This window comes from Massilia sp. CMS3.1 (genome assembly GCF_051262535.1).
Taxonomy (GTDB): Bacteria; Pseudomonadota; Gammaproteobacteria; order Burkholderiales; family Burkholderiaceae_D; genus Telluria.
This window is the reverse complement of the sequence record NZ_JBIMES010000004.1, coordinates 226,279-253,009: the sequence shown is the minus strand read 5'-3', so window position 1 is coordinate 253,009 and position 26,731 is coordinate 226,279. Positions and strand designations below refer to the sequence as shown.

The 26,731-nt window shown below is 63.1% G+C and carries 24 protein-coding genes; 15 read left to right on the top strand and 9 right to left on the bottom strand.

Annotation, left to right across the window (positions count from 1 at the left end; translation table 11 throughout):
* The first annotated feature begins 259 nt into the window (after window positions 1-259).
* From ACHAC9_RS08875 to ACHAC9_RS08865, 3 genes are all read left to right on the top strand, one after another.
* Window positions 260-3,166, top strand: a complete 2,907-nt coding sequence (locus tag ACHAC9_RS08875; RefSeq protein ID WP_435759212.1) for a type VI secretion system Vgr family protein — start codon at window positions 260-262, stop codon at window positions 3,164-3,166.
* 182 nt (window positions 3,167-3,348) lie between these two features.
* Window positions 3,349-4,629 carry a hypothetical protein gene (locus ACHAC9_RS08870; protein ID WP_435759210.1) on the top strand — a complete coding sequence of 427 codons (1,281 nt, stop codon included), beginning with the start codon at window positions 3,349-3,351 and terminating at the stop codon, window positions 4,627-4,629.
* Entirely contained in the window at window positions 4,626-5,432 is an 807-nt protein-coding gene (locus tag ACHAC9_RS08865) for a hypothetical protein (protein ID WP_435759208.1), read from the top strand. The genes ACHAC9_RS08870 and ACHAC9_RS08865 overlap by 4 nt, the downstream gene beginning before the upstream one ends.
* 121 nt (window positions 5,433-5,553) lie before the next feature.
* Here ACHAC9_RS08865 and ACHAC9_RS08860 read toward each other — a convergent pair whose 3' ends face one another.
* The 6 genes from ACHAC9_RS08860 to ACHAC9_RS08835 form a co-directional block, all read right to left on the bottom strand.
* Complete coding sequence (locus tag ACHAC9_RS08860; RefSeq protein WP_435759206.1) at window positions 5,554-5,940, bottom strand: VOC family protein; 387 nt, start codon at window positions 5,938-5,940, stop codon at window positions 5,554-5,556.
* 63 nt (window positions 5,941-6,003) lie between these two features.
* Window positions 6,004-6,441: a VOC family protein gene (locus tag ACHAC9_RS08855; protein WP_435759204.1), complete on the bottom strand. Its 438-nt coding sequence runs from the start codon at window positions 6,439-6,441 to the stop codon at window positions 6,004-6,006.
* A gap of 57 nt (window positions 6,442-6,498) precedes the next feature.
* Window positions 6,499-7,266 (bottom strand): LytR/AlgR family response regulator transcription factor, encoded by a 768-nt coding sequence (locus tag ACHAC9_RS08850; protein WP_435759202.1) that lies wholly within the window; start codon window positions 7,264-7,266, stop codon window positions 6,499-6,501.
* Window positions 7,263-8,153, bottom strand: coding sequence for a sensor histidine kinase (locus tag ACHAC9_RS08845; RefSeq protein ID WP_435759200.1), 891 nt, complete (start codon window positions 8,151-8,153; stop codon window positions 7,263-7,265). The genes ACHAC9_RS08850 and ACHAC9_RS08845 overlap by 4 nt, the downstream gene beginning before the upstream one ends.
* Before the next feature lie 2 nt (window positions 8,154-8,155).
* On the bottom strand, window positions 8,156-8,407 hold the full coding sequence (locus ACHAC9_RS08840) for a hypothetical protein (protein WP_435759198.1): 252 nt from the start codon (window positions 8,405-8,407) through the stop codon (window positions 8,156-8,158).
* A gap of 94 nt (window positions 8,408-8,501) precedes the next feature.
* Window positions 8,502-9,089 carry a GNAT family N-acetyltransferase gene (locus ACHAC9_RS08835; RefSeq protein ID WP_435759196.1) on the bottom strand — a complete coding sequence of 196 codons (588 nt, stop codon included), beginning with the start codon at window positions 9,087-9,089 and terminating at the stop codon, window positions 8,502-8,504.
* A gap of 326 nt (window positions 9,090-9,415) precedes the next feature.
* On the opposite strand from ACHAC9_RS08835, the gene ACHAC9_RS08830 reads away from it, so the two are divergent.
* From ACHAC9_RS08830 to ACHAC9_RS08790, 9 genes are all read left to right on the top strand, one after another.
* Window positions 9,416-10,732, top strand: a complete 1,317-nt coding sequence (locus ACHAC9_RS08830; RefSeq protein WP_435759194.1) for an aspartate aminotransferase family protein — start codon at window positions 9,416-9,418, stop codon at window positions 10,730-10,732.
* A 12-nt stretch (window positions 10,733-10,744) separates the two neighbouring features.
* A complete protein-coding gene (locus tag ACHAC9_RS08825) occupies window positions 10,745-12,247 on the top strand; it encodes a CoA-acylating methylmalonate-semialdehyde dehydrogenase (protein ID WP_435759192.1) in 1,503 nt (500 codons plus the stop codon).
* A gap of 145 nt (window positions 12,248-12,392) precedes the next feature.
* The gene (locus tag ACHAC9_RS08820) at window positions 12,393-13,763 is read left to right on the top strand and encodes an NAD(P)-dependent oxidoreductase (RefSeq protein WP_435759190.1); all 1,371 of its coding nucleotides are present in this window, start codon (window positions 12,393-12,395) and stop codon (window positions 13,761-13,763) included.
* Complete coding sequence (gene preA, locus ACHAC9_RS08815; protein ID WP_435759188.1) at window positions 13,751-15,070, top strand: NAD-dependent dihydropyrimidine dehydrogenase subunit PreA; 1,320 nt, start codon at window positions 13,751-13,753, stop codon at window positions 15,068-15,070. The genes ACHAC9_RS08820 and preA overlap by 13 nt, the downstream gene beginning before the upstream one ends.
* Before the next feature lie 96 nt (window positions 15,071-15,166).
* Window positions 15,167-16,654, top strand: a complete 1,488-nt coding sequence (locus ACHAC9_RS08810) for an NCS1 family nucleobase:cation symporter-1 (RefSeq protein WP_435759186.1) — start codon at window positions 15,167-15,169, stop codon at window positions 16,652-16,654.
* A gap of 25 nt (window positions 16,655-16,679) precedes the next feature.
* Window positions 16,680-18,065 (top strand): dihydropyrimidinase, encoded by a 1,386-nt coding sequence (gene hydA / locus ACHAC9_RS08805; RefSeq protein ID WP_435759184.1) that lies wholly within the window; start codon window positions 16,680-16,682, stop codon window positions 18,063-18,065.
* Window positions 18,066-18,094: 29 nt separating this feature from the next.
* On the top strand, window positions 18,095-19,336 hold the full coding sequence (locus ACHAC9_RS08800; protein WP_435759182.1) for a Zn-dependent hydrolase: 1,242 nt from the start codon (window positions 18,095-18,097) through the stop codon (window positions 19,334-19,336).
* A 15-nt stretch (window positions 19,337-19,351) separates the two neighbouring features.
* A complete protein-coding gene (locus ACHAC9_RS08795) occupies window positions 19,352-19,681 on the top strand; it encodes a hypothetical protein (protein ID WP_435759180.1) in 330 nt (109 codons plus the stop codon).
* Window positions 19,682-19,684: 3 nt separating this feature from the next.
* A complete protein-coding gene (locus ACHAC9_RS08790; RefSeq protein WP_435759178.1) occupies window positions 19,685-20,548 on the top strand; it encodes a DMT family transporter in 864 nt (287 codons plus the stop codon).
* 6 nt (window positions 20,549-20,554) lie between these two features.
* Here ACHAC9_RS08790 and ACHAC9_RS08785 read toward each other — a convergent pair whose 3' ends face one another.
* Complete coding sequence (locus ACHAC9_RS08785) at window positions 20,555-21,031, bottom strand: GNAT family N-acetyltransferase (protein WP_435759176.1); 477 nt, start codon at window positions 21,029-21,031, stop codon at window positions 20,555-20,557.
* Window positions 21,032-21,127: 96 nt separating this feature from the next.
* Here ACHAC9_RS08785 and ACHAC9_RS08780 point away from each other — a divergent pair, with 96 nt between their 5' ends.
* The gene (locus ACHAC9_RS08780; RefSeq protein WP_435759174.1) at window positions 21,128-21,448 is read left to right on the top strand and encodes a hypothetical protein; all 321 of its coding nucleotides are present in this window, start codon (window positions 21,128-21,130) and stop codon (window positions 21,446-21,448) included.
* Here the strand turns inward: ACHAC9_RS08780 and ACHAC9_RS08775 are convergent.
* Window positions 21,438-23,192: an allantoate amidohydrolase gene (locus tag ACHAC9_RS08775; RefSeq protein WP_435759172.1), complete on the bottom strand. Its 1,755-nt coding sequence runs from the start codon at window positions 23,190-23,192 to the stop codon at window positions 21,438-21,440. The genes ACHAC9_RS08780 and ACHAC9_RS08775 overlap by 11 nt on opposite strands.
* A gap of 9 nt (window positions 23,193-23,201) precedes the next feature.
* Window positions 23,202-24,140 carry a LysR substrate-binding domain-containing protein gene (locus ACHAC9_RS08770; RefSeq protein ID WP_435759170.1) on the bottom strand — a complete coding sequence of 313 codons (939 nt, stop codon included), beginning with the start codon at window positions 24,138-24,140 and terminating at the stop codon, window positions 23,202-23,204.
* Between the two features lie 115 nt (window positions 24,141-24,255).
* Between ACHAC9_RS08770 and ACHAC9_RS08765 the strand changes: the two genes are divergently transcribed.
* Complete coding sequence (locus ACHAC9_RS08765; RefSeq protein WP_435759168.1) at window positions 24,256-25,488, top strand: urate hydroxylase PuuD; 1,233 nt, start codon at window positions 24,256-24,258, stop codon at window positions 25,486-25,488.
* Complete coding sequence (locus tag ACHAC9_RS08760) at window positions 25,485-26,720, top strand: M20/M25/M40 family metallo-hydrolase (protein WP_435759166.1); 1,236 nt, start codon at window positions 25,485-25,487, stop codon at window positions 26,718-26,720. Before ACHAC9_RS08765 ends, ACHAC9_RS08760 begins: the two co-directional genes overlap by 4 nt.
* The last annotated feature ends 11 nt before the right edge of the window (window positions 26,721-26,731 follow it).

The window sequence follows — 26,731 nt, the reverse complement described above, 5'->3', positions numbered from 1 at the left end:
TCGCTCGACACTCGGAAGCGCTGCACGGAAACGTGGCAGCGCTTTTTATTTTGAAAATCGGATCTTTCCGAACTAATACCTTCCTTCCTGCTGAACGCGATGTGGCGCCCACGTCGCACTGCATGCTTCCCGGCAAACCGCCTGATCTTCCTCAATAGCAAAACCCCACTCTCGACATGTAATCGCTGGGTTCGGTTTTGTATGCGCTCACAATTCGTTGGCATAAGGGTTGATGCGCGATGCATTCATAGGGGAAAAAATGTCAGAGCAGGCACGCGCCGTCGAACTCCTCCGGTCATTTGCCCGTTTTACGCAGAACACGCGTCTGCTCAGGTTGTCGACGCCGGCCGGTGCGGACCTGCTGGCCGAATGCGTGCGCGGGGAAGAAGCCCTCAGCCGGGGCTATACCTTCCGCATCGATGCCTTGTCGCCCGATGCGCATATCCCCCTGAAAAGCCTGCTTGGCCAGCCTGCGCTGCTGCAATTGTTGACAGTGGACGGCTTGCGACCTTTTCACGGCCACATTACCGCTGCGGAAATAACGGGCGCGAACGGCGGTTTCGCCCGCTATGTGCTGACGCTCGAACCCTGGAGCCGTTTCCTTTCACTTGGCCGTGACAGCCGCATTTTCCAGGACATGACGGTGCTCGATATCCTCGATGTCGTGTTTCGTAGCTATGCACGAGGCACCCTGACGCCTGCATGGCGCTTCGAGGTGGCCGACCGCAGCGTGTATCCGAAGCGCAGCTTGAGCACGCAGTACCAGGAAAGCGACCTCGCGTTTGCCGAGCGCCTGATGTTCGAGGAAGGCTTGTTTTATTTCTTCGAGCATAGCGGCGCGCCGAACAGCCCGTCGCTCGGCAGCCACACGCTGGTGATCGCCGACCACAACCGCGCCTTCGCGCCGAATGCCCAGGCCACGGTCGAATTCACGCAGCCCGGCGCCGTGATGCGCGCCGACAGCATCGACCGCTGGCGCGTCGAGACACGCCTGGCGACCAATGCAATCGAACTCGGCAGCTGGGACTACCGCACGGTGCGCCAGCGCCAGGCCAGCATCGGCGCCGCCAGTTCCGATGCGCCGCCCCTCGCCAGCCGCGACGCGCCGGGCGTGTATGCCTGGCCGACCCGCGAACACGCCGAGCGCATTGCGCGCAACCAGGTGCAGGCGCTGGAGGCGGGGCAGCAGGTGCATGTTGCTGCCGGTACAGTGCGCACCTTCACTCCAGGCACCACGTTCACCGTGCATGGCCACGCGAAGTGTGATGAGTTGGACCGTGATGACGCGCGTACGTTCGCGATCGTGCGCACCGTCCACCTGATGCACAACAACCTGAGTGCCGACTTTCTCGGCAGCGTGGCGAAGCTGCTGGGCAAAGGTGCCGTCGCGTTGGCTGCTGCAGACGAACCCGGCCTGCGTGCAGCACGCTCATCCGGCGAGGACCGGCCCCTGTACCGCAACCGCATCGACGCCATCCCAGCCAGCACGCCTTACCGCAGCAGCGGTGCCGACGAGCACGGCCGCCTGCTGCATCCGCGTCCGACCGTGCGTGGCCAGCAGACGGCCATCGTTGTCGGGCCGCCCGGTGCGGTGATCCACACCGATCGCGATCACCGCATCAAAGTGCAGTTTCACTGGCAACGTGGCGCCGCCAGCCACAGCCGCGCGACGCATCCGCATCCCGAGGGGCATACCGGTGCGCCGGGCAAGGACACCGCCGGCACCTGGGTCCGGGTCGCCACGCCGATCGCCGGGGCGAACTGGGGCAGCCACATGGTGCCGCGCATCGGCCAGGAGGTGCTGGTCGACTTCCTCGAAGGCGACATCGACCGGCCCGTCGTCATCGGCAGCCTCTACAACGGCCGTGGCCAGCCCGATGCACAGCACAACCAGTTCGCGCATGGCGGCGGTGCGGCGACAGGCAACGCATCACCGTGGTTCCCCGGTGAGAGTGCGGGCAACGCGCACCCGGCAGTGCTGTCCGGGATCAAGACCCAAGCCATGCAGTCGAGCCAGGACGGCACTGGCGCCTACAGTCAGCTGGTTTTCGACGACAGCCCGGGCAAGGCGCGCCTGGCCTTGCAACGGCATACGAAGCCGCACGACGGCGCCGCCGAACTGAACCTGGGGCAGCTGAGGCATCAAAGCGACAACGCGCTGTTGGGCGTGGCCGGCTTCGGCGCGGAATTGAAGACGGCGCAGAGCGTAGCGCTGCGGGCAGGGCAGGGATTGCTGCTGTCGGCCGATGCGCGCAATGGCGGTAGCGGCAGCCAGCTCGACTCGCGCGAGGCGGTGTCGCAGATTGGAGAGAGCCTGCAATTGCAGACAGACCTGGCGACGCAGGCGCACAAGCATAACGCCAGGCTGAAGAACGAGCCCGAGCCGGCCGAGCTCCTGGCAATCAAGCAGATGAGCCACAGCGCTGAGGTCGTCAATGCGGTCGATGACGGTGAACAGGGGAAGGTCGCTGCCTATAGCGAGCCGCATTTGCAGTTGTCGAGTCCGGCTGGCATTGTTGCCGGCACGTCTGCGGATGTCGTTCTCTCTGCTGGGACGACGGGCAGTATCGGTGCGGGTCAGGACATCAATTTCGCGGCGCAAGGCGCTTCCTCCACGCTCGTCGTTGGCGGCATCAGTCTGTTCACCTACGGGAAAGCCTCGAACAAAACGAAGCCGAATCAGGAAGTGGGGCTCAAGCTGCATGCGGCCAGTGGCAAGGTCAGCAGCCAAAGCCAGTCCGGTACGACATCGCTGACTGCGGACAAAACGTTGACGGTTGGGAGCGTCAACAAGACGGTGGCGATATCCGCACCGAAGAAGCATGTGCTGCTGACGGCGCAGGGGGCTTATATCAAGCTCGAGGGCGGGAATATTGAGGTGCATGCGCCGGGGAAGGTGGACTTTAAGGCGACCAGAAAGGAGCTGACCTCGCCAGTCAGTGTGCCCGGCGTAGATATTGCCATGAAAATTTCTGAGCTCAATATGAAACGCGATTTGGAAATCGAATACGTCGACGCGGACGGCAATGTTCTTGCCAATGAACCTGTTGCTTTGAAATTTTCAAACAACGGAGAAAAAAAGGTGACGCTCGATGGAAGTGGCAAGGCAACTATCAAGAACGCTCCGCTGGGCCCGTTTGGAGCGAAACAACCGAGGCGCAAGTAATCGAGTGTGTACACGCCTATCCATTTTATGGATAAAGTATCAAACCTCATACACCACAATCTTAGTTAGAAAGGGCCCGCGTTATGATTAAGGGAACAACGCAGTCTGGTTCCGCTGAACCTCAGAGATTTTGTATTGATCTACCTGGCGAGCAAGTCGCGTGCTGGCGTTCTAGCGATAAAGTGAAAATCATTCTGCGAAAGCACCGAGACGTTATTTTTGAGATAAAACTCGGTCAACAACGGAATTATACAGTTGAGTCTAACGGATCAGACTTTTATAATGCCGATGAGAAGAAATTGGTGCCAGGAAAAAGCGCGCGGTGCGTTTCCTTTAATGATGGAGATCGTCTTCATCTTTGGATTGCTCGTGATTTTAATGGGGCGCTGCTGTTAAAGTCTGGTGGAAAGCTTGTTTTGAAGATTGAGCCAGCTAAGCTCGACGTCCGGCAATATAATTCCGACCCCAAGACTAAGCCGGATCCTATCATCGTTGCATTTGGCGCCGATTCTCATTCATCCAGTCGTGCAGTACAAAACAAGAATACTCTTAAATTTAATACATCTCAGAGCGTCCGCCATTCCATGGACGTTCGACCGATAGCGGCCCCAGTCGAAGAGGACTGTGCATTGGTCTGTGTTGTAGATGGTGACGTGAAAGGAATTCCGAGTGATGTATGGAATGCATTGAAAGGCGGTGGCGGACAATCTGGATGGGCAGATATCGATCCAAACAATATTGCAACACGTAACTGGCTCCTCGGACAACTCAGTGGTGCTGGTGCATACGTGGGTGATAACTGGGAGTGGCTCAGAGCAAGCATCGATGGTAAAAGGCACGATGGTCTTAAGCTTGTCAAAGCCAAAATTCATTACGTGAAAGGAAAGGCGAAATTCTATTTTTCTGGATATAGCAAGCATAACAAGGTTTTTGGACCCGGAGGATTTGGATCCGGACATGACCGCATCATGAGCATTTTCGGTGGTGCTGGTAAGGCAGGCAGCACACTTAAGTCAACTGTCAACGGAGTAGCTGGAACGTTTAAGGGGAATGCACTGGTCAGTTTTATTTTTGGAAGTGCTGCAGCATTGGCAGAATGGCAGGGCGATGTCTCAAAGGATGGTTACGATCTCGCCGCCTCGTTGTTGACAACTGTTATAAAGTCTCTATTTAGCGCTGCGGTAACAGTACTCATTGTCACTTGCTTAGTGTTACTTGTCATGTTTTTTCTTGGCACGAGTTTGTCTGTTATCGCTGTGGGCGCGATAACGATAGGGGTAGGTGTTGCGGTGAACTACGGGGTCGATGCTCTTGATAAAAAATTGGGAAGGATGGTTGTTGGTGAATCGCATCAAGATGGCCTGTCTGCTGTGCTAGCTGAACGCATGAGGCAAAGTGTTCAGTACCATTGGGATTATTTGAGGAAAAAGTTGCTCTGGAGTGAAGAGGAGGTTGTATTGTGAGAAATTTGGATGCCATCAACCCAGCATTATTGAAGCCATCAAAGTTTGCAAGTCTTAACGCTGGAACCTTGCTTGCCTTGGTCATTATCAGTGCTCCGTTAGCTTGGGGCGCAGCTCCGGAAATTCCACTGAGAAAAAATCCCATTGTGCTTTTTATTGGCTTGATCCTGGCGATCTCACTGGTTTTGGCTTTAATCTCGGCAATTTTTCGATGGGGGTGGAAAGCTAAATATTATGGAATATCGCTGTTAGGTGTTGCAGGTATTTCGTTTCTGGCTGTCGTTCCGTTCGCGGCAGCGGTTATTTATGGAAAAGCACCTTATTGGGTAAGAGTAGCTATCTTTTTGATTTATGGCTTAACACATTTCTTCTGGTGTCGAAAATTCATGGTTTTGTACAAAAATGTGTTTAGTGATGAGGTTTTGCGGGCGGTAATTTATGAGGAGGAGTCAGACGCGGTCTATTACATGCGTCGTGGCGATGATTATATTCTTAGTAAATATTATAAATTTTCGCAAACACCGCGAGACCGCTATTTTGTTCTATTTATTTTTATCGCTTTGCTAATGATTCCGATTATGAGTCAGGTCTGTAAATTTATTGGAATTCCATTTGTACACATCTTCTTGATGGTAGCAATGCTTCCGGTCAGTTGGCTCAGTATTGGACTTGCTGTACGAGCATATCTGATATTTTACCTCTATCCTGGGCGAATCAAGAGAACAACCGGCAAGGAGGTTTACGTGGATTTGGTCAGCAAACATCGACCGCTGGGGAGACGGTCGAACAAGGTGGCGGCATAAGTATCGTTATGTTGAGGGAGATTTGTGCGGAATGCATGCGGTAAGCAGTGGCGAATTGCTCGGTAAATCAGTGTCTGCGCTCGGTTCGGGATGGCATCTGGACGCGCTGTGAACACCACCCTCAAGCTGCTCCTGCATCCATCTGCATCATCCCAAAGATATTCCCATCCGGATCCTTCACGTACGCCAGCCACCCAACTCCAGGGATCGCCATCTTCGGCACGCACAACAATCCCCCGCCACCCTGCGCCCTGGATAGCGACGCGTCCAGCTCATCGACATCGACCGTAATCACAAACGCATTCGGCGACGCCATCGGTCCCGGCGCCGGTCCTGGACGTGGCAGCAAGCCGCCATTGATGCCCGGCTGGCTGTCCGGTCCCGTGCTAATCATCCAATATTCCCCAACCGGGAACTTGCTGAACGACCAGCCGAACAAACCCGAATAAAAATCGATCAGCGCCTGAGGATTGGTAGCATGGATTTCGAAATGCACTGCACGAGACATGACGGCTCCTTTCGACAATAAAGTTTGCTTTTCTATTCGCAATTCGGAAGTAGTTCAAGCACGTCACTCACCCGCCTGCCACGCATCATACGTCCCGATACTCCAGATATGCCCGCCCGGATCGCGGCAGGTAAACCCGCGCCCGCCATACTCTTCGTCCGTCAGTGCGACGATGATCGCCGCACCCGCCCGTACCGCACGTTCATGTACGGCATCGGCGTCGTTCACGGTGAGGTAAATGGTCTGGGTCTGGCGCCCGCCGATCTCGTCCGGCTGGGCGAGCAGGGCGCCGTAGGCGGAGTCAAGGCGGACCGAGCCGAGCATGATCATGCCGTTACCGAACGACAGCTGGGCGTGGGCGACCGTGTCGTTGTCGCCTTCGACAACCAGGTGCCGCTCGAAGCCGAATACCTCGCACAACCAGTCGATCGCGGCGTAGGCGTTGCGGTAGCACAGGCACGGAGTAACGGTGGCAATGGTGTTCTTGGGTGTCGACGACATCAAGATCCTCCGGTAACCAATAGTTAACGAATCGTACACCCGCACGGCCGCAAAAGATCACATTTGCTGAAACAGGTGCGAATGATTCCGGCTTACCTCCAGCTCGTGCGGATAGTTTCGCACCCGTAGCATCTGGCGTCCGCGGATGTCGCGCGCCACTTCGGCGATCGCATCCACCCGCACCAGGGTCGAGCGGTGGATGCGCCAGAATTCGTCTGGGTCGAGTTCGTCGGCCAGTTCTTTGAGCGTTTTGCGGATCAGAAGTTCGGCAGTCGCTGTTTGCACTCGCGTGTATTTTTCATCGGATTGGAAAAACAGGATCTCGCGCGTGCTGACCATGCGCAGGCTGCCGCCCACCTGCGCCTGGATCCAGCGCAGGTAAGAGCGCTTCTGCGTCGTGCCCTGCTGCTGGAGCAGGCTGCCCAGTTGGGCGAGCTGGGCGCCGATGTCTTGTGGCGCTTGCGGCAGGCGCCGGTGCAGGCGTTCGCAGGTGGTGGCGAGGCGCTCGGCCGTCACGGGTTTGAGCAGGTAGTCGATCGCGCCCTGCTCGAAGGCGTCGAGCGCGTACTGGTCGTAGGCAGTGGCGAAGACGATGTGACAGCGGTCGTAGAGCTGGCGCGCCGCCTCGATGCCACCCATGCCGGGCATGCGGATATCGAGGAAGGCGATCTGCGGCTGGTGGCGTGCGGCCAGTTCCACGGCTTCGATGCCGTTCGAGGCGACCGCCACCACATCGAGTTCGGGCCAGACTTGCGCCAGGCGCGCGCGCAGCTGCTCGCGCATCGGGGCTTCGTCGTCGGCGATCAGGGCGGTCGCGCGCATCATGCGCCCTCCATCATCTGGTAGGGAATGCGCACCGAGGCGCAGGCACCGCCGCCCGGTGGGGCCTCGATCACCAGCTCGGCCCGGGTGCCGTACAGCAGGTGCAGGCGTTCGCGGATGTTGGCCAGGCCCACGCCGTCGTCGGCGTGCAGGTCGATGCCGATGCCGTCGTCGCAGACATCCACGATCAGGATGGCGCCGTCGACCCGGGCTCGCACCGTGATGGTGCCGCCTTCGATCTTCGGTTCGAGGCCGTGCTTGATCGCGTTTTCGATCAGGGTTTGCAGCATCATCGGCGGGAAGGGTGCGCTGCCGAGGAAGTCCGGCACCTCGAAGCGCAGCGCGAGGCGCTCTTTCATGCGTGCCTGCATGATCGCGAGATAGGCACGCGACAGTTCCAGCTGCTTGCCGAGCGTGGCGCCGCCGGAGGAGCGCATCTGCGGCAGGCTCGAACGCAGGTAGGAGATCAGGTAGGCGTGCACCCTGGCCGCTTCCGGCGGATCGGTCTCGATCAGGCGGCCGATCAGGGCCAACGTGTTGAACAGGAAGTGCGGTTCGACCTGGGCCTGCAAGGCCGCCATTTGCGCTTCGGTCAGGCGCCGCTCGAGCGTGGCGACTTCGGCTTTCAAGGTCGCGTCTTTTGCCACCAGCTCGGCGCGGCGCTTGCCGCCGGCCAGTACCTTGATGCCGAACGAGAGGAAGAAATACCAGACCGCCGGCTCCGGCGTGTTCATCATGCCGAAGAAGACGAACGCGAGCAGCCAGGTGAGGGCCAGCTTGCGCCAGTCGACCACCGCGACCCAGTCGAAAAACGCCCACCACAGCTTGCTCGCTTCGGTGAGGGCTTCGCGCATGAAATCGAGGGCCCGGTTGATCTGGCTGGCTTGCATGGTCAGTCCTCGATCGGCGTCGTCTTGTCGCCGTTGATCGCCAGCACTGCGTACTTGACGGCCAGGAAGATCGCGAACAACATCAGGGCCGTCGGGATCACCGCAATCGCGCAGGCGACCAGCACCGCCGCCAGCAGCAGGGCCGGCCAGGGCAGGGCCGAGAAAGTGCGCAGGCCGCCGCGCAGAATGCGCAGGCAGCGTTCGGCGGCGTCTTCGAGCTCGGCGGCGAAGGATCGGAAGGTAGTCGTTTTCATGCGTGTGCTCCTCGTGTTGAAGGTTGGTGGAGCCACTTTAACCCTGCCCGGATACGCCGGCGAGCCGGCTGCGACGAAGCGCCGGTTTGGGGGGCTAACCGGCAGCGTCGGGCGACGAACGGGACAGCGCGCGCTCGTCCCAGTAGCGCTTGAGCAAGCCATAGAACGCGGTATCGGCCTTTTCGCCATGGACGATCCAGCGTTCCGGCATGGTGCCCTCCTGGCGAAAGCCGAGGCGTTCCAGCAAGCGTGCCGAGGCATCGTTGCGCGGATCGATGTCGGCTTCGATGCGGTTCATGTCGAGCGCGGAGAATGCATGGCCGAGCAGGGCTTCGAGTGCCTCGAAGGCATAGCCGCGGCCCCAGTGGGCGCTGCCAAGTGCATAGCCGAGTTCGCAGCGGCGGTTCTGTTCGAAGAATCCGCGCAGGTTGCAGATGCCGATCAGCTCGCCGGTGTCCGCCAGCGTGATGGCATAGCGGCAGAGGCCCCCTTCCTGGTAGCCGGCCATCGCTTCCTCGATCATCGCTTCCGCCTGGACGATCTCGGTCCAGGCCCCGGCCGACCAGAAGCGGACCACCTCGTCGTCGGAAAAGATGCGAAACAAGGGCGCCGCGTCGCCTTCCGTGAATGGACGCAGCGTCAGGCGCGCAGTGGTCAGGACGGTTGGCAAGTTCTCAAGCATGGGCGGTCCTTGGAAAGCATCACGATCCCGTACCCGCGATGGTTGAGTTTGCGTTGAATCAAAGGCGTTGACATTGTCACACTGGCAGCTTGCCGCGTGATTTAGCATCTTTGTTTATCGCTGTTGACTTCGCATATACGCAAATCGATATGACGGCATCACGGCGCGCGTTTATATTACCGGATCGGCAGATTCTTTTGCATTTTTGCAACGACCCATATGTGGGCCGGCCGGCTTGGGACTTTACATTCTCAGCTCCGGCGTGCACATTGTTATGATTGCCTCATCGTTTTGTCATTCAGACCAAAAAATCAGGGGGAGCCTGCATGAACGAATCCAGACCCGAATCGATGTCCGCCTTCTGGATGCCATTCACCAACAACCGCGACTTCAAGGCCAATCCGCGCCTCCTGGTCTCGGCCGAAGGCATGTACTACAAGGACGTGGACGGCAACCAGATCCTCGACGGTACGGCCGGCCTGTGGTGCGTGCCTTGCGGCCATGCCCAGCCGAAGATCGTCAGCGCGGTGCGCGAGATGATCGGCCAGCTCGATTTCGCGCCCACCTTCCAGATGGGCCACCCGGCCGCATTCGATCTGGCCGAAAAGCTGATGGACTACACCGGACACAAGTTCGGCCACGTCTTCTACACCAATTCCGGTTCCGAGGCGGTCGATACCGCCCTGAAAATTGCGCTGGCCTACCACAAAGCGCGCGGCGAGGGCGGGCGTACCCGCCTGATCGGGCGCGAGCGCGGCTATCACGGCGTCGGTTTCGGCGGCCTGTCGGTCGGCGGTATCGGCCCTAACCGCAAGCATTTCGGTCCGCTGCTCACCGGCGTGGATCACCTGCCGCACACGCACAACCTGCTGAAGAATGCCTTCTCGCGCGGCGAGCCGGACTTCGGCGCCGAGCTGGCGGACGAACTCGAACGCCTGGTCACGCTGCACGACGCTTCCACGATTGCCGCCGTCATCGTCGAGCCCGTCGCCGGCTCCACCGGGGTGCTGGTGCCGCCGAAAGGCTATTTGAAACGCCTGCGCGACATCTGCACCAAGCACGGCATCCTGCTTATTTTCGACGAAGTCATCACCGGCTTCGGACGCCTCACCACGCCGTTCGCCGCCGACTATTTCGAGGTCGAACCGGACATGATGACGACCGCCAAGGGCTTGACCAACGGCGTGATCCCAATGGGTGCGGTGTTCAGTAAAAAATTCATCCACGATGCCTTCATGGAAGCGCCCGTGGGCATCGAGCTCTTTCACGGCTATACCTATTCCGGCCACCCGGTCGCCTGCGCCGCCGCGCTGGCCACCCTCGACGTCTTCAAGGATCAGCAGGTGCTGGAACACGCGAAGGGCATCCAGGCGTACTGGGAAGACGCGGTCCACGCATTGAAAGGCTTGCCGCACGTGATCGACCTGCGTACGATCGGCCTGATCGCCGGCATCGAGCTCGAACCGATTCCCGGCAAGCCTGGCGTGCGCGCCTTCCAGGCTTTCAAGAAGGCGTTTGCCGACGGCCTCCTGATCCGCACCACGGGCGACATCATCGCGCTGTCGCCACCCCTCATCCTCGAGAAACAGCATATCGACGAATTGTTCGGCAAGCTGGCCACCGTATTGAAAAACCTGGACTAGAAGAGACAACACATGAATCAACTTGATATCATCGGCCACTTCATCGGCGGCCATGTCGTCGACACCGCGAGCGAGCGCTACGCCGACGTCTTCAACCCGGCGCTCGGCGAGCCTTGTGCGCGCGTGCCGCTGGCAAGCGTCGACGAAGTCAACGCCGCCGTCTTCGCCGCCTCTGCCGCCTTTCCGGCCTGGTCGGCCACGCCACCGTTGGGACGCGCGCGCATCCTCTTCAAGTACCTGCAGTTGTGCCAGCAGCACATCGATGAATTCGCGGCGATGATCACGCGCGAACACGGCAAGACCTTCAGCGACGCGCAAGGGGAAGTGGCGCGCGGAATCGAGGTCGTCGAATTCGCCTGCGGCATTCCGCAACTGCTCAAGGGCGAGTTCACCGACCAGATCGCGCGCGGCATCGACGCCTGGTCGATGCGCCAGCCGCTGGGCGTGGTGGCCGGCATCACGCCATTCAACTTCCCCGTCATGGTGCCGATGTGGATGTTCCCGGTGGCGATCGCCTGCGGTAACACCTTCGTGCTGAAACCGTCGGAGCGCGATCCGTCGCCATCGCTGCTGCACGCGCGCCTGCTGAAGCAAGCCGGGCTGCCGGACGGCGTCTTCAACGTGGTGCACGGCGACAAGGTGGCGGTCGATGCGCTGCTCGACAACCCCGCAGTGCAGGCGATCAGCTTCGTCGGATCGACCCCGATCGCCGAATACATCTACGCACGCGGCAGCGCCAACGGCAAGCGCGTGCAGGCACTCGGCGGCGCCAAGAACCACATGGTCGTCATGCCCGACGCCGACATGGGCATGGCGGTCGACGCCCTGATCGGCGCGGCCTACGGTTCGGCCGGAGAACGCTGCATGGCGATCTCGGTGGTCGTCGCCATCGGCGACGCCGGCGACAAGCTGGTGGCCGCGCTGGCCGAACGTACGGCGAATCTGAAAGTCGGCGACGGCATGAGCGACGGTGCCGAAATGGGTCCGGTCGTCACGCAAGCGGCGCGCCAGCGCATCGAACGCCTGATCGGCGAAGGCGTGGAGCAGGGCGCGACGCTGGTCGTCGATGGCCGCAACTTCACGGTCGAAGGCCGCGAGAACGGCTTCTTTGTCGGCGGCACGCTGTTTGACCACGTCACCCCGGAAATGAGCATCTACCAGGAAGAGATCTTCGGCCCGGTGCTGTGCGTGGTGCGCCTGCCGGACGTCGGCAGCGCGGTCGAGCTGATCAACGCCAACGAATACGGTAATGGCGTTGCCGTGTTCACGCGCGACGGTGGCGTGGCCCGCGAATTCGTGCGCCAGATCCAGGTCGGCATGGTGGGCGTGAACGTCCCGCTGCCGGTCCCGATGGCCTTCAACAGCTTCGGCGGCTGGAAGCGCAGCATGTTCGGCGACCACCATGCCTACGGACCCGAGGGCGTGCGTTTCTACACGCGCCACAAGGCGGTGATGCAGCGCTGGCCGAATACGGCGAGTGCCGGCGTCGAGTTCGCGTTCCCGCAGATGAAATAACCAACGCCGCCAGTGAGGTAACGTGGACGGTTCCCCCGTCCACGCGTCGATAGTTGCAGCAAGATCAGTCGCACGAAAAACAAAGCACCCAGCACCAGGTACGAAGCAGTCGAACACCAGCACTCCAACAAAACCAGGGATGCACATGATCGAGACTCTCCAGCACCTGCCGCCGGCAGCCGACTCGCACGGCGCGCTCGCGGCGCAGTTCACGGACCTGGCGCCGCCATTGACAAGCCGCCAGGCAGCCATCGAAGCGGCGCGCTGCCTCTATTGTTACGACGCCCCCTGCATGCGCGCCTGCCCGACCGGCATCGACGTCGCCAGCTTCATCCGCAACATCCACGACCAGAACATCAACGGCGCCGCCATCGGCATCCTCAAGCAGAACATCTTTGGGGGTAGCTGCGCGCGTGTCTGTCCAACTGAAATCCTGTGCGAGGACGCCTGCGTGCGCAACCACTACGCCGAACGCGAGCCCGTGAAAATCGGCCTGCTGCAGCGCCACGCCGTCGACAACGCGCGCTTCACCGGCCATCCGTTCGCACGTAGCCCCTCGACCGGCAAGACCATCGCCGTGGTCGGCGCCGGCCCCGCGGGCCTGTCCTGTGCACACCGCCTCGCCATGCTCGGGCACGACGTGGTCGTGTTCGAAGCCAAATCGAAGGCCGGCGGCCTGAACGAGTACGGCATCGCGAAATATAAACTGCCCGGCGAATTCGCCCGGCAGGAAGTCGATTTCCTGCTCTCGATTGGCGGCATCGATATCCAGTACGGCCAGGCGCTCGGCGACGACCTGCAGTTGCACGACCTGCATGCGCGCTTCGACGCCGTCTTCCTGGGCCTCGGCCTGGGCGCCAGCCGCCGCCTCGGCCTGACCGGCGAAGACGCACCGGGCCTGCTGGCGGCCACCGATTACATCGCCGCCCTGCGCCAGGCCAGCGACCTGTCAACCCTGCCGGTGCCGCGCCGCGCCATCGTCATCGGGGCCGGCAACACGGCTATCGACATGGCCGTGCAGCTCAAGCGCCTGGGTGCCGAGGAAGTGACCCTGGTCTACCGCCGCGGCTTCGACGCCATGAGCGCGACCGGCCACGAGATAGAAATCGCCAAGCTTCACTTCGTGCGCATCAAGACCTGGGCCTTGCCGCTGGAGGTGCTGTTCGACGGCGCCGGTCGCGTCGCCGGCATGCGTTTCGAGGAAACCCGCATGAATGATGCCTGTCTGACCCGCACCGGCGCCTTCATCGAGATTGCGGCCGATGCCGTCTTCAAGGCAATCGGCCAGGCGATGGCACCGCCGTCGGAACTCGATACGCTGGCCCAGGGCCTGTGGCGGGACGGCGAAAGGATTGTCGTCGATTGCGCGCTGCGCACCAAAGTGCCCGGCATCTACGCCGGCGGCGATTGCGTCGCGCCCGGCCAGGACCTGACGGTGCAGGCGGTCCAGCACGGCAAGCTGGCCGCGCTGGCGATCCACAACGACATCGCAGCGGAGGCAGCATGGCCGACCTGAGCATCGATTTCTGCGGCATCAAATCCCCGAATCCGTTCTGGCTGGCCTCCGCGCCGCCAACCGACAAGGCGTATAACGTGGTGCGCGCCTTCGAGGCCGGCTGGGGCGGCGTGGTGTGGAAGACGCTGGGCGAAGATCCGCCGGCGGTGAACGTCTCCTCGCGCTACTCGGCCCATTACGGCAAGAACCGCGAGGTCATCGGCTTCAATAACATCGAGCTCATTACCGACCGCAGCCTGGACATCAATCTGCGCGAGATCACGGCCGTGAAAAAAGCATGGCCCGACCGCGCGATGATCGTGTCCTTGATGCTGCCGTGCGAGGAGGCGCCATGGGCGGCGATCCTGCCGCTGGTGGAAGCGACCGGCGCCGATGGTATCGAGCTGAACTTCGGCTGCCCGCACGGCATGCCCGAGCGCGGCATGGGCGCGGCGGTGGGACAGGTGCCGGACTACGTGCAGATGGTCACGCTCTGGTGCAAGAAGCACACGCGCCTGCCGGTCATCGTGAAACTCACGCCGAACATCACCGATGTGCGCGCCCCGGCACGCGCCGCGCTGGCCGGCGGCGCCGATGCAGTTTCGCTGATCAACACGATCAACTCGATCACCCACCTCGATCTCGACCGCATGATCGCGTTTCCGGCAGTAGGAAATGCCAGCACCCACGGCGGCTATTGCGGTTCGGCCGTGAAGCCGATCGCGCTGAACATGGTGGCCGAAATCGCGCGCGACCCGGCGACGCGCAACCTGCCCATTTCCGGCATCGGCGGCATCGGCAACTGGCGCGACGCAGCGGAATTCATCGCACTCGGCGCCGGCTCGGTGCAGGTATGCACGGCGGCGATGCTGCATGGCTTCCGGATCGTCGAGGAGATGAAGGACGGCCTGTCGCGCTGGATGGACGAAAAAGGGTATGCCAACATTGCCGCCTTCTCGCGCAAGGCCGTGCCGAACACCACCGACTGGAAATACCTGGACATGAATTTCCAGACGATCGCGCATATCGACCAGGACAAGTGCATCGGCTGCGGAAAATGTTTTGTGGCCTGCGAAGACACCTCGCACCAGGCGGTCGCGCAGTTGGTCCTCGATAACGGCGCGCGCCGCTACGAGGTGATCCGGGACGAGTGCGTCGGCTGCAACCTGTGCGAGATCACCTGTCCCGTCGAGACCTGCATCACGATGGTGCCGCAGGAAACCGGCAAGCCTTACATGAACTGGACGCAGGATCCGCGCAACCCGCGTGCGGAGATTGCGCCGGTGCCGACCATTGCGGGAGCGACGGCGGCAATCGAAACCGCCTGAGCCGACAAGGCGGGCGGGGCAGCTTTCTCGCTCGCGTTTGCATAATTGTTTGCGCTACACTGGGTCGCAACAGTAACCCGTTTGGAGAGACCTATCGTGACGCAACACCCTGTCAGCAACGAACTCTGGAATCACGACCTGGCGCCCACCAGCGCCGCGCAGCGCACCTGGCGCTGGTACCACTTCGGCGCGCTGTGGGTCGGGATGGTGATCAGCATTCCCGCCTACATGCTCGCGTCGAGCCTGATCGAAAGCGGCATGTCGGCCTGGCAGGCAGTCGTGACCGTGTTCCTCGCGAACGTGATCGTGCTGCTGCCGATGCTCCTGATCGGCCACGCCGGCACCAAGTACGGCATTCCCTACGCGGTGCTGGCCCGCGCTTCCTTCGGCACGCGCGGCGCACGCCTGCCGGCGCTCATGCGCGCGATCGTCGCCTGCGGCTGGTACGGCATCCAGACCTGGTTCGGCGGCAGCATGATCTACACGCTGCTGGGCGTGCTGCTCGGCAGCCCGATCAGTGGCGACGCGCTCCCTGGCCTGGGCATCAACGCCGGCCAGCTGGCCTGCTTCCTGGCCTTCTGGGCGATCCAGATGTACTTCGTCGTGCATGGCATGGAGTCGATCCGCAAACTCGAAACCTATACCGCGCCCCTGAAGATCGCAATCTGCTTCGTCTTGCTCGGCTGGGTATACGGCCAGGTCGGCGGCTTCGGACCGCTGCTCGACCAGCCGTCGCAGTTTGTCGAAGGCGGCCCGAAAGCGGGCATGTTCTGGAGCGTCTTCTGGCCGTCGCTGACCGCCATGATCGGCTACTGGGCCACGCTGGCGCTGAACATCCCGGACTTCACGCGCTTCGCCAAGACCCAGCGTGACCAGGTCATCGGCCAGTCGCTCGGCCTGCCGCTGCCGATGGCATTGCTGGCGGCGCTGGCGGTCACCGTCACCTCGGCCACGATTGTCCTGTATGGCAAGGCGCTGTGGGACCCGGTCGATGTCGCCAGCCGCATGACGGGTGTGGCGGTGCTGGTCGCCCTGTTGATCCTGCTGATCGATACCGCCAGCGTCAACCTGGCCGCGAACCTGGTCGGGCCGGCCTACGATTTTTCCGCGCTGTCGCCCCAGCGGATCTCGTACCGTGTCGGCGGCTACATCACGGCCGGCTTCGCGCTGGTGATGATGCCGTGGAAAATCCTCGAGACGACGCAGAACTACATCTTCATCTGGCTGACCGGATATTCGGCCCTGCTCGGACCGATCGCCGGCATCATGATCATCGACTACTACTTCATCCGCAAGACCGTACTCGACGTCGACCAGCTGTACCGCGACCAGGGCGAATATACCTATCGTGGCGGCTGGAACATCGCCGCGCTCGTCGCCTTTACGGCTGGCGTGCTGCCGAACCTGCCGGGCTTCCTGAATGCGGCCCTGCCGGCCTCGTTTCCCAATGTGGACGAGACCTTCAAGTCGATCTATACGTATGCCTGGTTCATCGGCGTCGTCATTGCCGCCATCGTGTATGGCCTCATGATGAAGGGCCGCACGGCCCCGGCACCGCGCACGGCGGCCAAGGTTTCTACCTGATTCCCTACCTGACAAGGAAATGTCCATGACGACGATTATCCGCGGCGGTACCATCGTGAACGCCGACCGCGCCTTTCGCGGCGACGTGCTCTGTTTCGGCGACAAGATCGTGGCCGTCGGCGAGCATCTGGACGCACCTGCCAACGCCACCGTCATCGACGCGGGCGGCCAATATGTGATGCCGGGCGGGATCGACACCCATACCCACATGCAGCTGCCCTTCATGGGCACGGTCACCGCGGACGACTTCTTTACCGGTACCGCGGCCGGTCTGGCCGGCGGCACGACGACGATCATGGATTTCGTCATCCCCGATCCGAAGCAGTCGCTGATGGAGGCTTACCGCACCTGGCGCGGCTGGGCGAGGAAATCCGCCGGCGACTACACCTTCCACGTGGCGGTGACCTGGTGGGACGACTCGGTACACGCCGACATGGGAACATTGGTGCGCGAGCATGGCGTGAACAGTTTTAAACACTTCATGGCGTACAAGAACGCGATCATGGCCGACGACGAGACGCTGGTGAAAAGCTTCCGGCGCGCGCTCGAGCTGGGCGCGATCCCGACCGTGCATGCGGAGAACGGCGAGCTGGTCTATCAACTGCAGCAGGAACTGCTGCAAAAGGGCATCACCGGCGCCCGGGCCCACCCGTTGTCGCGCCCGCCCGAAGTCGAGGCCGAGGCGGCGAATCGCGCGATCGCGATCGCCAGCGTGCTCGGCACCCCGGTGTATATCGTGCACGTGTCTTGCGCCGAATCGCTCGAGGCCATCACCCGTGCCCGCGCCAAGGGCCAGCGCGTGTATGGCGAGGCGCTGGCCGGCCACCTGGTGATCGACGACAGCGTGTATGCCAGCGAAGACGAGGATTTCGCGCGCGCCCACGTGATGAGCCCGCCGTTTCGCAGCCCGCACCACCAGCAGGCGCTGTGGCAGGGCCTGCGTGGCGGTAACCTGCACACGACGGCGACCGACCACTGCACCTTCTGCGCCGAGCAGAAGGCGGCAGGCGCCGACAACTTCACGCGCATCCCGAACGGCTGCGGCGGGGTCGAAGAGCGCATGGCCGTGGTCTGGGACGCGGGCGTTAATTCGGGCACCTTGACGCCTTCGGAATTCGTGCGCGTCACCTCGACCAATGCGGCGCAGATTTTCAATATGTACCCGAGGAAGGGCGTGATCGCGGCCGGCGCGGACGCCGACATCGTTGTCTGGGACCCGAACGGCACGCGAACCATCTCAAGCAAGACCCAGTTCGCGAAAGGCGGCTTCAACGTCTTCGAAGGGCGCACCGTGCGCGGCATCCCGACCCACACGGTCCATGCCGGCAAACTCGTTTTCGAGCGCGGCGATTTGCGCGCCGAAGAGGGCGCCGGCCGCCACATCGACCGTCCCGCGTTCGCGCCCTTGTAAACCCCTACCTCGACACCCGGAAAACGACCATGCCCGACACCCTGCGCATCAACGGCGAACGCCTGTGGAACTCCCTGATGGAACTGGCCCGGATCGGCGCCACCCCGAAAGGCGGGGTCAAGCGCCTCACCCTGACCGATCTCGACCGCCAGGGCCGCGACCTGGTGGTCCGCTGGGGAACGGACGCGGGAATGTCGGTCACGGTCGACAAGATCGGCAACGTCTTCATGCGCCGCCCGGGCCGCAACAAGGCCTTGCCCCCGATCGTCACCGGGAGCCATGTCGACACCCAGCCCACCGGCGGCAAGTTCGACGGCAACTACGGCGTACTGGCCGGCATCGAGGTGGTGCGCACCCTGAACGATCACGATATCGTCACCGAAGCGCCGCTCGAGGTCGCCATCTGGACCAACGAGGAAGGCTCGCGCTTCGTGCCGGTGATGATGGGCTCCGGCGTCTTTTGCGGCGCCTTCAGCCTCGCGACCGCCTACGCGGCGAAGGACGTCGACGGCAAAAGCGTGCGCGAGGAACTGGAACGTATCGGCTACCTCGGCGACGAGGAACCGGGCCAGCATCCAATCGGCGCCTACTTCGAAGCCCACATCGAGCAGGGGCCGGTGCTGGAAGACGCCGACAAGGTGATCGGCGTGGTGCCGGCCGTGATGGGCCTGTCCTGGTACGACTGCACGGTCAGCGGCATGGAAGCGCATGCGGGACCGACGCCGATGGGCCTGCGCCGCGACGCGCTGCAGGTGGCCACCACCATCATGCAGGAAGTCGTGGCGATTGCGAACCGCTATCCGCCCTACGGACGCGGAACGGTCGGCATGGTGCAGGTGTTCCCGAACAGCCGCAACGTCATCCCGGGCCAGGTGAAATTCAGCATCGACCTGCGTAACGTGAACGACGAGCTGCTGAACACGATGCATGAGGAGATGCTGGCGTTCGTCACGCAGAAACGCAGCGAGACGGGTCTCGGCATCGAGATCGAACGCGTCTCCTACTATCCACCTTGCCCCTTTCACCCGGATTGCGTGACTGCGGTGCGCGCCGCGACCGAGAAGCTCGGCTATTCGACGATGGACGTGGTCTCCGGCGCCGGTCACGACGCCATCTACACGGCGCGGGTGGCGCCGTCGGGCATGATCTTCGTACCCTGCAAGGACGGCATCAGCCACAACGAGATCGAGGATGCGCAGCCGGCACACCTGGAGGCGGGCTGCAACGTGCTGCTGCATGCGATGCTGGAGCGGGCCGGAACGGCGGACTGAGGCTAAAATGCCCGCATGCCGAGCAAATCCCCTACCTTTCCCGGTCCGCTGACCGCGCGTGGCGCCGTGCTGGCGGTGCTGCTGTCCGACGAAGACCAGACCGGCACCGAACCGCTGCGCGGCCGCGTCACGCTGGCGGCCATCGTGCGTACCTTGAAACGCAAGTACAACTGGCCGATCGAGACCAGCAGTTTTCCCTCGAACGGGGCGGATGGTCGCGCGACCTGGGCGACGGTGTACAGCCTGCCGCCGGCGGTCGTGACCCGGGCCCTGAATGCGGGCGGACGCGACTGGCTCAAAAGCCGCAGCAGCGCCAGGCGCGCGCCGCCGCGCGAATTCGAGTAAGCGATGCGTGAGCCTGCCGGCGATACGCCGCGCCGGGCCACGCTCGCGTTGACGGCGGCGGCGATGCTCGCCTTTGCCGCCAACTCGCTGCTGTGCCGGCTGGCGCTGGCCGGCGGCGGCATCGATCCGGCCAGCTTCGGCGCGGTGCGCGTGGTGTCGGGGGCGTTCGCCCTGGCCCTGATCGTGCGCTGGCGCGCGGGGACCTGCGTGGGGACAGGCGGCGACTGGATGTCGGCGGCGATGCTGTTCGCCTATGTCGCCTTCTTTTCCTTTGCCTACCTCAGCCTCCCTGCGGGAACCGGCGCCCTGATCCTGTTCGGCGCCGTCCAGCTGACCATGTTCGGCTGGGCGCTGCGGGGCGGCGAGCGCTTCCCGGCGCCGGCCTGGTGCGGGCTGGGGCTGGCGGCGGCCGGACTGGTGTATCTGGTGCTGCCGGGCGTCAGTGCGCCGCCGTTGTTTGGCGCGGCGTCGATGGCGCTGGCGGGAGCGGCCTGGGGCGTGTATTCGCTGCGCGGACGCGGCGGCGCCGACCCGCTGCTTGCCACTGCCGGCAATTTCCTGCGCGCGGCGCCGCTCGCGCTCGCGCTGTGGCTGCCGTTTGCAGGCGTGGCGCATGCGGATACCACCGGCATCGTGCTTGCGATTGTCTCGGGCGCGGTCACCTCCGGCGTCGGCTATGCGTTGTGGTACACGGCGCTGCGTGGGTTGACGGCGATGCGGGCGGCGACGGTGCAGTTGTCGGTGCCCTTGATGACAGCGTTTGGTGCGGTGCTGTTGCTGGCCGAGCCGTTGACGCTGCGGCTGGTACTGGCGTCGGTGGCGATCCTGGGCGGGATCGCGCTGGTGCTGGCGCGACGTACAAAATAAATCGTACTACAAGCCGTCGAGCTGCTTTTCCATGAAGACCGATGGAATCCCGATGCCCGAGCGGTGCGGATACATCTCCTCGCGCACCGCGACGAAGCCTGCTCGCCCGTAAAAGGGCACCGCGTTCAGCGAGGCAGACAGGAACAGACGCGCGCAGCCGGCGGCGCGCGCCGCGCTCTCGATGGCGTTCATCAGCATCGCCCCAATCCCGCGTCCATGCTGCGCCGGTTCGACGAACAGCCCATCGACCTCGCCGCTGGCCGCGTTCCACACGGCGTAACCAAGCATCCTGATGTCCTCGATGGCGACCATGCCGCCGCCGTCGGCGAACAGTCCTCGCAAGGAATCGGGCACCGGCGAGGCGAGCCATACCGCCAGCACGGCCTCGCTGTAATGCGCTGCGCATGCATGGGCGACTGCGCGTGTGCGCAGTTCCCACAGCAGGTCGAGGTCGTCGCAGGTGGCCGGGCGCAATTCGATCATTCGTTTTCCTTGACATGGACGCCGCTGGCCTTAAGCTGGCAATGACAGCAATCCTTCGCATTACATCACCTCGACTGCCACCGATAGAGGAGCGACATGGAAATGGTCTATTGCCCGGGCTGTGCCAGCGATCTGCATGACAGCACGGGGGCCTGTCCCGTGTGCGGCGTACCCCGCGCCATGCCGCTTGCCCCGACTCCAAAGCGCAACCCATTCAAGCTGATCGCGCTCTGCGTTCTGTACGCCGTCGCGATCTGGTTGACCGCACTGTTCGTGATCGGCGGCCTTGTCGCGTCCGATGCTGCAATGGGCCAGAGCGAAGGCGGGCCGCTCCTGCTGGCGTCCATCGGGGTATCGATCGCGCTGACGGTGCGCGGCAAACTTCCCGGTACCGCCAGTCCTGGTCCTACTCCCTGACTTCGAAGCGGCGCAGGAAATCGAGCAGCACCTGGGCTGCGAGCTCGGCATCGTCGGCCGTCATCGTCTCCAGCCGATTGTGGCTGATGCCGCCATTCCCGCAGCGCGTGAACAGCATCGCCACCTGCGTGAGCTGCGCCATCTGCATCGCATCGTGGCCGGCGCCGGAGAGCAGGTCGAAACGCGGCACGCCCTGGCGTTCGATTGCCGCGCCCAGCGCATCCATCAGGCGCGGGGAGCAGGGCGCCGCCTCGGCTTCGACGATCTTCCACAGCTTTTCCTCGATCCCGCGCCGCGCGCAGATCTGCTTGACCCCGGCCAGGATATCCTCCACTGCCGCCAGGCGCACCGCATCATCGGCCGCGCGAATATCGAGCGACAGGCGGCAGGCGCCGGGAATCACGTTGACCGAGCCGTTCGGCACTTCCAGCTGGCCGACCGTGCCGACCAGTGAAGCGACGCCGCTGCAACGGGTTTCGACCAGCAGCACAATGTCTGCTGCGGCCGCCGCCGCATCGCGCCGCATGCCCATGGGCGTGGTGCCGGCATGGCTGGCCACACCAAGCAGCTCGACCATGTAGCGTGAGCTGCCGGCAATCGCCGTCACCACGCCAAGCGGCAGGCCACGTTCGAGCAACACCGGTCCCTGTTCGATATGCACCTCGACGAAGCCGAGCAGGTCGTCGCTGTTGCGGGCCATGGCGGCAATTGCGGCCGGATCGTGGCCCGCGCCGACGATCGCCTCGCGCAGCAGGACCCCGTCGGCATCGACGGCATCGAGCAGCGCCGCATCGAACTGCCCGGTGATCGCGCTGCTGCCGAGGAAAGTGCTTTGATATCGCACGCCTTCTTCTTCGGCGAAGCCGACCACGTCCAGGTGAAACGGCAGGCGCTCGCCGCGCGCGTGCAAGTGGGCGGCAACCGCAATCGGCAGCAGGACGCCGAGGCGCCCGTCGTACTTGCCGCCATTCTTCACCGTGTCGTAGTGCGAGCCCGTCATCAGGGTTTTCGCATGCGGGTCGTTCGACGCGTAGCGGCCGACCACATTGCCTACTCCATCGATATGCGCTCCCATGCCGGCCTCGATCATCCAGGCGGCGATCTGCGCGGCGGTGCGCCGGTGCGCCGGTGTGAGATACGCGCAGGTAAGGCCATCGTCGGCGTCGCTCCAGTCGCCGATGGTGTCGCACCAGTCCATCACGCGCGCGCCCAGCTCCGGCACCACGCCGAGCAGGGCGCTGAGGCGGATCTCGGCGATGCGGTGCACCTGGCGCAGTGCCTCGGCACATTCGTCGGTGCGCGTGTTTTTCAGGCGCCGCGCGAAGGTTTCGATGATGCCTGTACGCGTGAGCCCGCGCCCGGTCGGCCCCTTCACCGCCAGGATGAAGGGAAAGCCGAATTTTTCGTTGTAGTGGGCATTGAGCTCCTGCAGGCGCGCGTACTCGTCGACGCTGCACAGGTTCAGGCCGCATGCCCTTTGTTCGTCGGTCGACTCTTGCGTGAGTGCGCCGGCGATCGCCGCCTTGCCGGCCAGTTCCGGGTGGGCGCGCAGCAGCGCCAGGCGCTCGTCTTCGCCTGCTGCGCCCACGACCTCCTGCAGCGCAAGCTTGAGCGCGGCGAGGGTCGCGAACGGACGGCGCGGCGCCGCGCGTTCCGCGATCCAGGGCGAATGCTCGTAGATGCCGTGCAGCGCCGCAGCAAAGGCGGCATCGTCAAGGGTGTTCAGGCTGGCAAGCGTGGTCATGGTCGGCTTTCAGGTGGATACCAGCGCCCGCGCCGCCTGGCTCACCTGGTCGCGCAGCCATTTGTGTTCCGGCGACTGGTGCACGCGCTGGTGCCAGAGCTGATAAAAGCGCATCGGTGGAAATTTCAACGGCATCGTAAACGTCTTCAGCGGCAGCGTCTTTTCATAGAAGCGCATGAACTGGCGGCCGGTGGTGAGCACCAGGTCGGTCTGGGTCAGCATATACGGGATCAGCCCGAAGTAGGGCGACTCGACCGCGATGCGTCGGTGGTGCCCCGCGCGCGCGAGAAAGGAGTCGATCACGCCGTGGTAACCCGGCAGCGTCTGCGAGGGTGCCACGTGCGGCAAACTGAGGTAGTCTTCGATGGTCATCGCATCGACGGCGGTGCGCCGTGCGTAGGGGTTGTCGGCGCGCATGGTGCAGACGATCGGGTCTTCGAACAGTTTCGAGATGTGCAGGTGGGCAGGCGGCTCGTCCCAGTTGGCGATCACCAGGTCCATCTCACCGTCCGATAACATGCGCAGGTAGTCGGCGCCAGCGCCCATGCCGTGGATCGCGACCCGGCTGTTGGGCGAGCCGCGCCTGACAGCCGCCACCACGTTGGGCAGAAATTGGGTGTCGAGGTAATCGGGCGCGGCGATATGGAAGGTGCGCGCCGCTTCTTCCGGCACGAAGGCCGACTTCTTGACGAACAGGCTCTCGGTTTCGTCGAGGATGCGCTTGGCCGGTTTCAGCAGGCTTTCGCCGTGCTGGGTCGGCACCATGCCGCGCGCGCCGCGCACGAGCAGCGGGTCTCCCGTCAGTTCGCGCAGTTTGCGCAGCGAAGCCGAGATCGACGGCTGCGGTTGGTTCAGCTTGAGCGCGACCCGCGAGACATTCTTCTCGACCAGCAGCAGGTAGAGGATACGGATCAGGTGAATATCCAGGTGCTGGGGCAGGGCGGCCATGGGCGAAGGAGGATGTTGTATATGAAATCGGGTATGTCGAATATACGTCAAGTTTCATGTTGTACAAAATGAAATCGGGCTATCGTCAACGAAATACTGCGACAAGGATTGGTACATGGACGTGTTCGGACACCTGGCTTCTTATGGCCTCGAATGGCTCAATCTGCTCGTGCGCTGGCTGCACATCATCACGGGCATCGCCTGGATCGGCGCCTCCTTCTATTTCGTCTGGCTCGACAACACCATCCGGCCGCCGGCACCCGGTTCCGAGCTGGCGAACAAGGGCGTCGCCGGCGAACTCTGGGCCGTGCACGGCGGCGGCTTCTATAACCCGCAAAAGTATCTTGTGGCCCCGGCCGAACTGCCGAAGGAACTGCACTGGTTCAAGTGGGAGGCGTATTCGACCTGGATCTCCGGCTTCGCGCTGCTGTTCATCGTCTACTACCTGAATGCGCAGGCGATGATGGTCGATCGCAGCGTGCTTGAGCTCACCAGCTGGCAGGCGGTGGGTATCGGGCTGGGCAGCTTGATCATTGGCTGGCTGGTGTACGACTTATTGTGTAAATCCCCGCTCGGCAAGCACGACCTGGCCTTTGGCGCCGTCGTCTATGCCTTCCTGGTCGGTTCCAGCTATGTGCTGACGCACCTGCTCAGCGGCCGCGCGGCCTACCTGCACATCGGCGCGATGATCGGCACGATCATGGTGGCGAACGTCGCCCACGTGATCATTCCCGGCCAGCGCAAGATGGTCGATGCGATGATGGCCGGCCAGAAGCCCGATCCCGTCTACGGTGTCAAGGCCAAGCAGCGCTCGGTCCACAACAATTACTTCACGCTGCCGGTGCTGTTCCTCATGATCAGCAACCACTACGCGATGACCTACCGCCACCAACATGCCTGGGCGGTGCTGGCCGTGATCATGGCGGCGGGCGTGCTGATTCGCCACTTCTTCAACCTGCGCCACAAGGGCCGCATCGAGTGGAAGTATCCGGCCATGGGCGTGGCGCTGCTGGCCGTGCTGGCCGTGCTGATTGCACCAACAGCGCCACTCGCACCGCAGCCGGGCGTCGACCACATGGCCCAATTCACGCAGGTGCGCGCAATCATGGAGCAGCGCTGCGTGAGCTGCCACGCGGCGCAGCCGACCCAGCCCGGTTTCGCCGCGGCGCCCGCCGGCGTGATGCTCGATTCGCCGGAGCAGGTCGCCCAGCACGCGGCGCGCATCTACCAGCAGACGGTACAACTGAAGGCCATGCCGCTGGCGAATCTCACCAACATGACCGACGCCGAACGGGCGCAGGTCGGCGCCTGGTTCGAAGCCGGTGCCAAGACAGGAAAGAACCCATGACCACCTCCGTACAACAGCAGCTGCTCGACTGGATCGACGCCCACTTCGACGAACAAGTCGCTTTCCTGCAGTCGGTAGTGCGCATCCCGACCGATACCCCACCGGGCAACAACGCGCCCCATGCCGAGGCAGTGGCCGACATGGTCGCCGGTTTCGGCTGGCAGGCCGAGCGCCACGCGGTGCCGCCGCAAGCGGTGCGCGACTACGGCATGGAAAGTGTCACCAACCTGATCGTGCGCCGGCCGTATGGGGCCGAAGGCCCAACGATCGCCCTGAACGCCCACGGCGACGTAGTGCCGCCGGGCGAGGGCTGGCGCCATCCGCCCTACGGCGCCGAGATCGAGGATGGCTTCCTGTACGGACGCGCGGCGGCCGTCTCGAAGAGCGACTTCGCCACCTATATCTTCGCCGTGCGCGCGCTCGAAGCACTCGGCGCGCCCTTGAAGGGCGGGGTCGAACTGCACTTCACCTACGACGAGGAATTCGGCGGCCTGCTGGGCCCCGGCTGGCTGCTCGAACAGAACCTGACGCGGCCCGACCTGGTGATCGCGGCCGGCTTCAGCTATCAGGTCATCACCGCCCACAACGCCTGCCTGCAGCTGGAACTGACCGTGCACGGCAGAGCCGGCCACGGCGCCATGCCCGAGACCGCGGTCGATGCGCTGCAGGCGGCCACGCGCATCCTGAATGCGATCTACGGCCAGCTGCCGGAGCTGAAGAAGATCAAGTCCACGGTACCGGGCATTGACTCGCCAACCATGCTGATCGGACGCATCGATGGCGGCACGAATACGAATGTCGTGCCGGGCAAGGTCGTGCTGAAAATGGACCGGCGCATGATTCCCGAGGAAGACCCGGCGGCGGTGGAAGCGGGCGTGCGCGCGCTGATCGAAGAAGCGGTGGCTGGCTTGCCCGGCATCCGGGTCGAGATCCGGCGCCTGCTGCTGTCGCAGGCGCTGCGCCCGCTGCCTGGCGCCGATCCATTGGTGGCGAGCCTGCAGCGCAATGCGCACGCTGTGCTGGGCGTTGCCATCCCGGCCGTCGGCACGCCGCTGTACGCCGACGCGCGCCTGTACGGCGAACGCGGCATCCCGGCGGTGATGTATGGCGCGGGACCGCGTACCGTGCAGGAATCGAATGCGAAGAAGGCCGATGAGAAGCTGGCGCTGGAAGACTTGCGCAAGGCGACCAAGGTGGTGGCGCTGACGCTGTTGGACCTGCTGTCCGTGTAACTCTGCTCGAG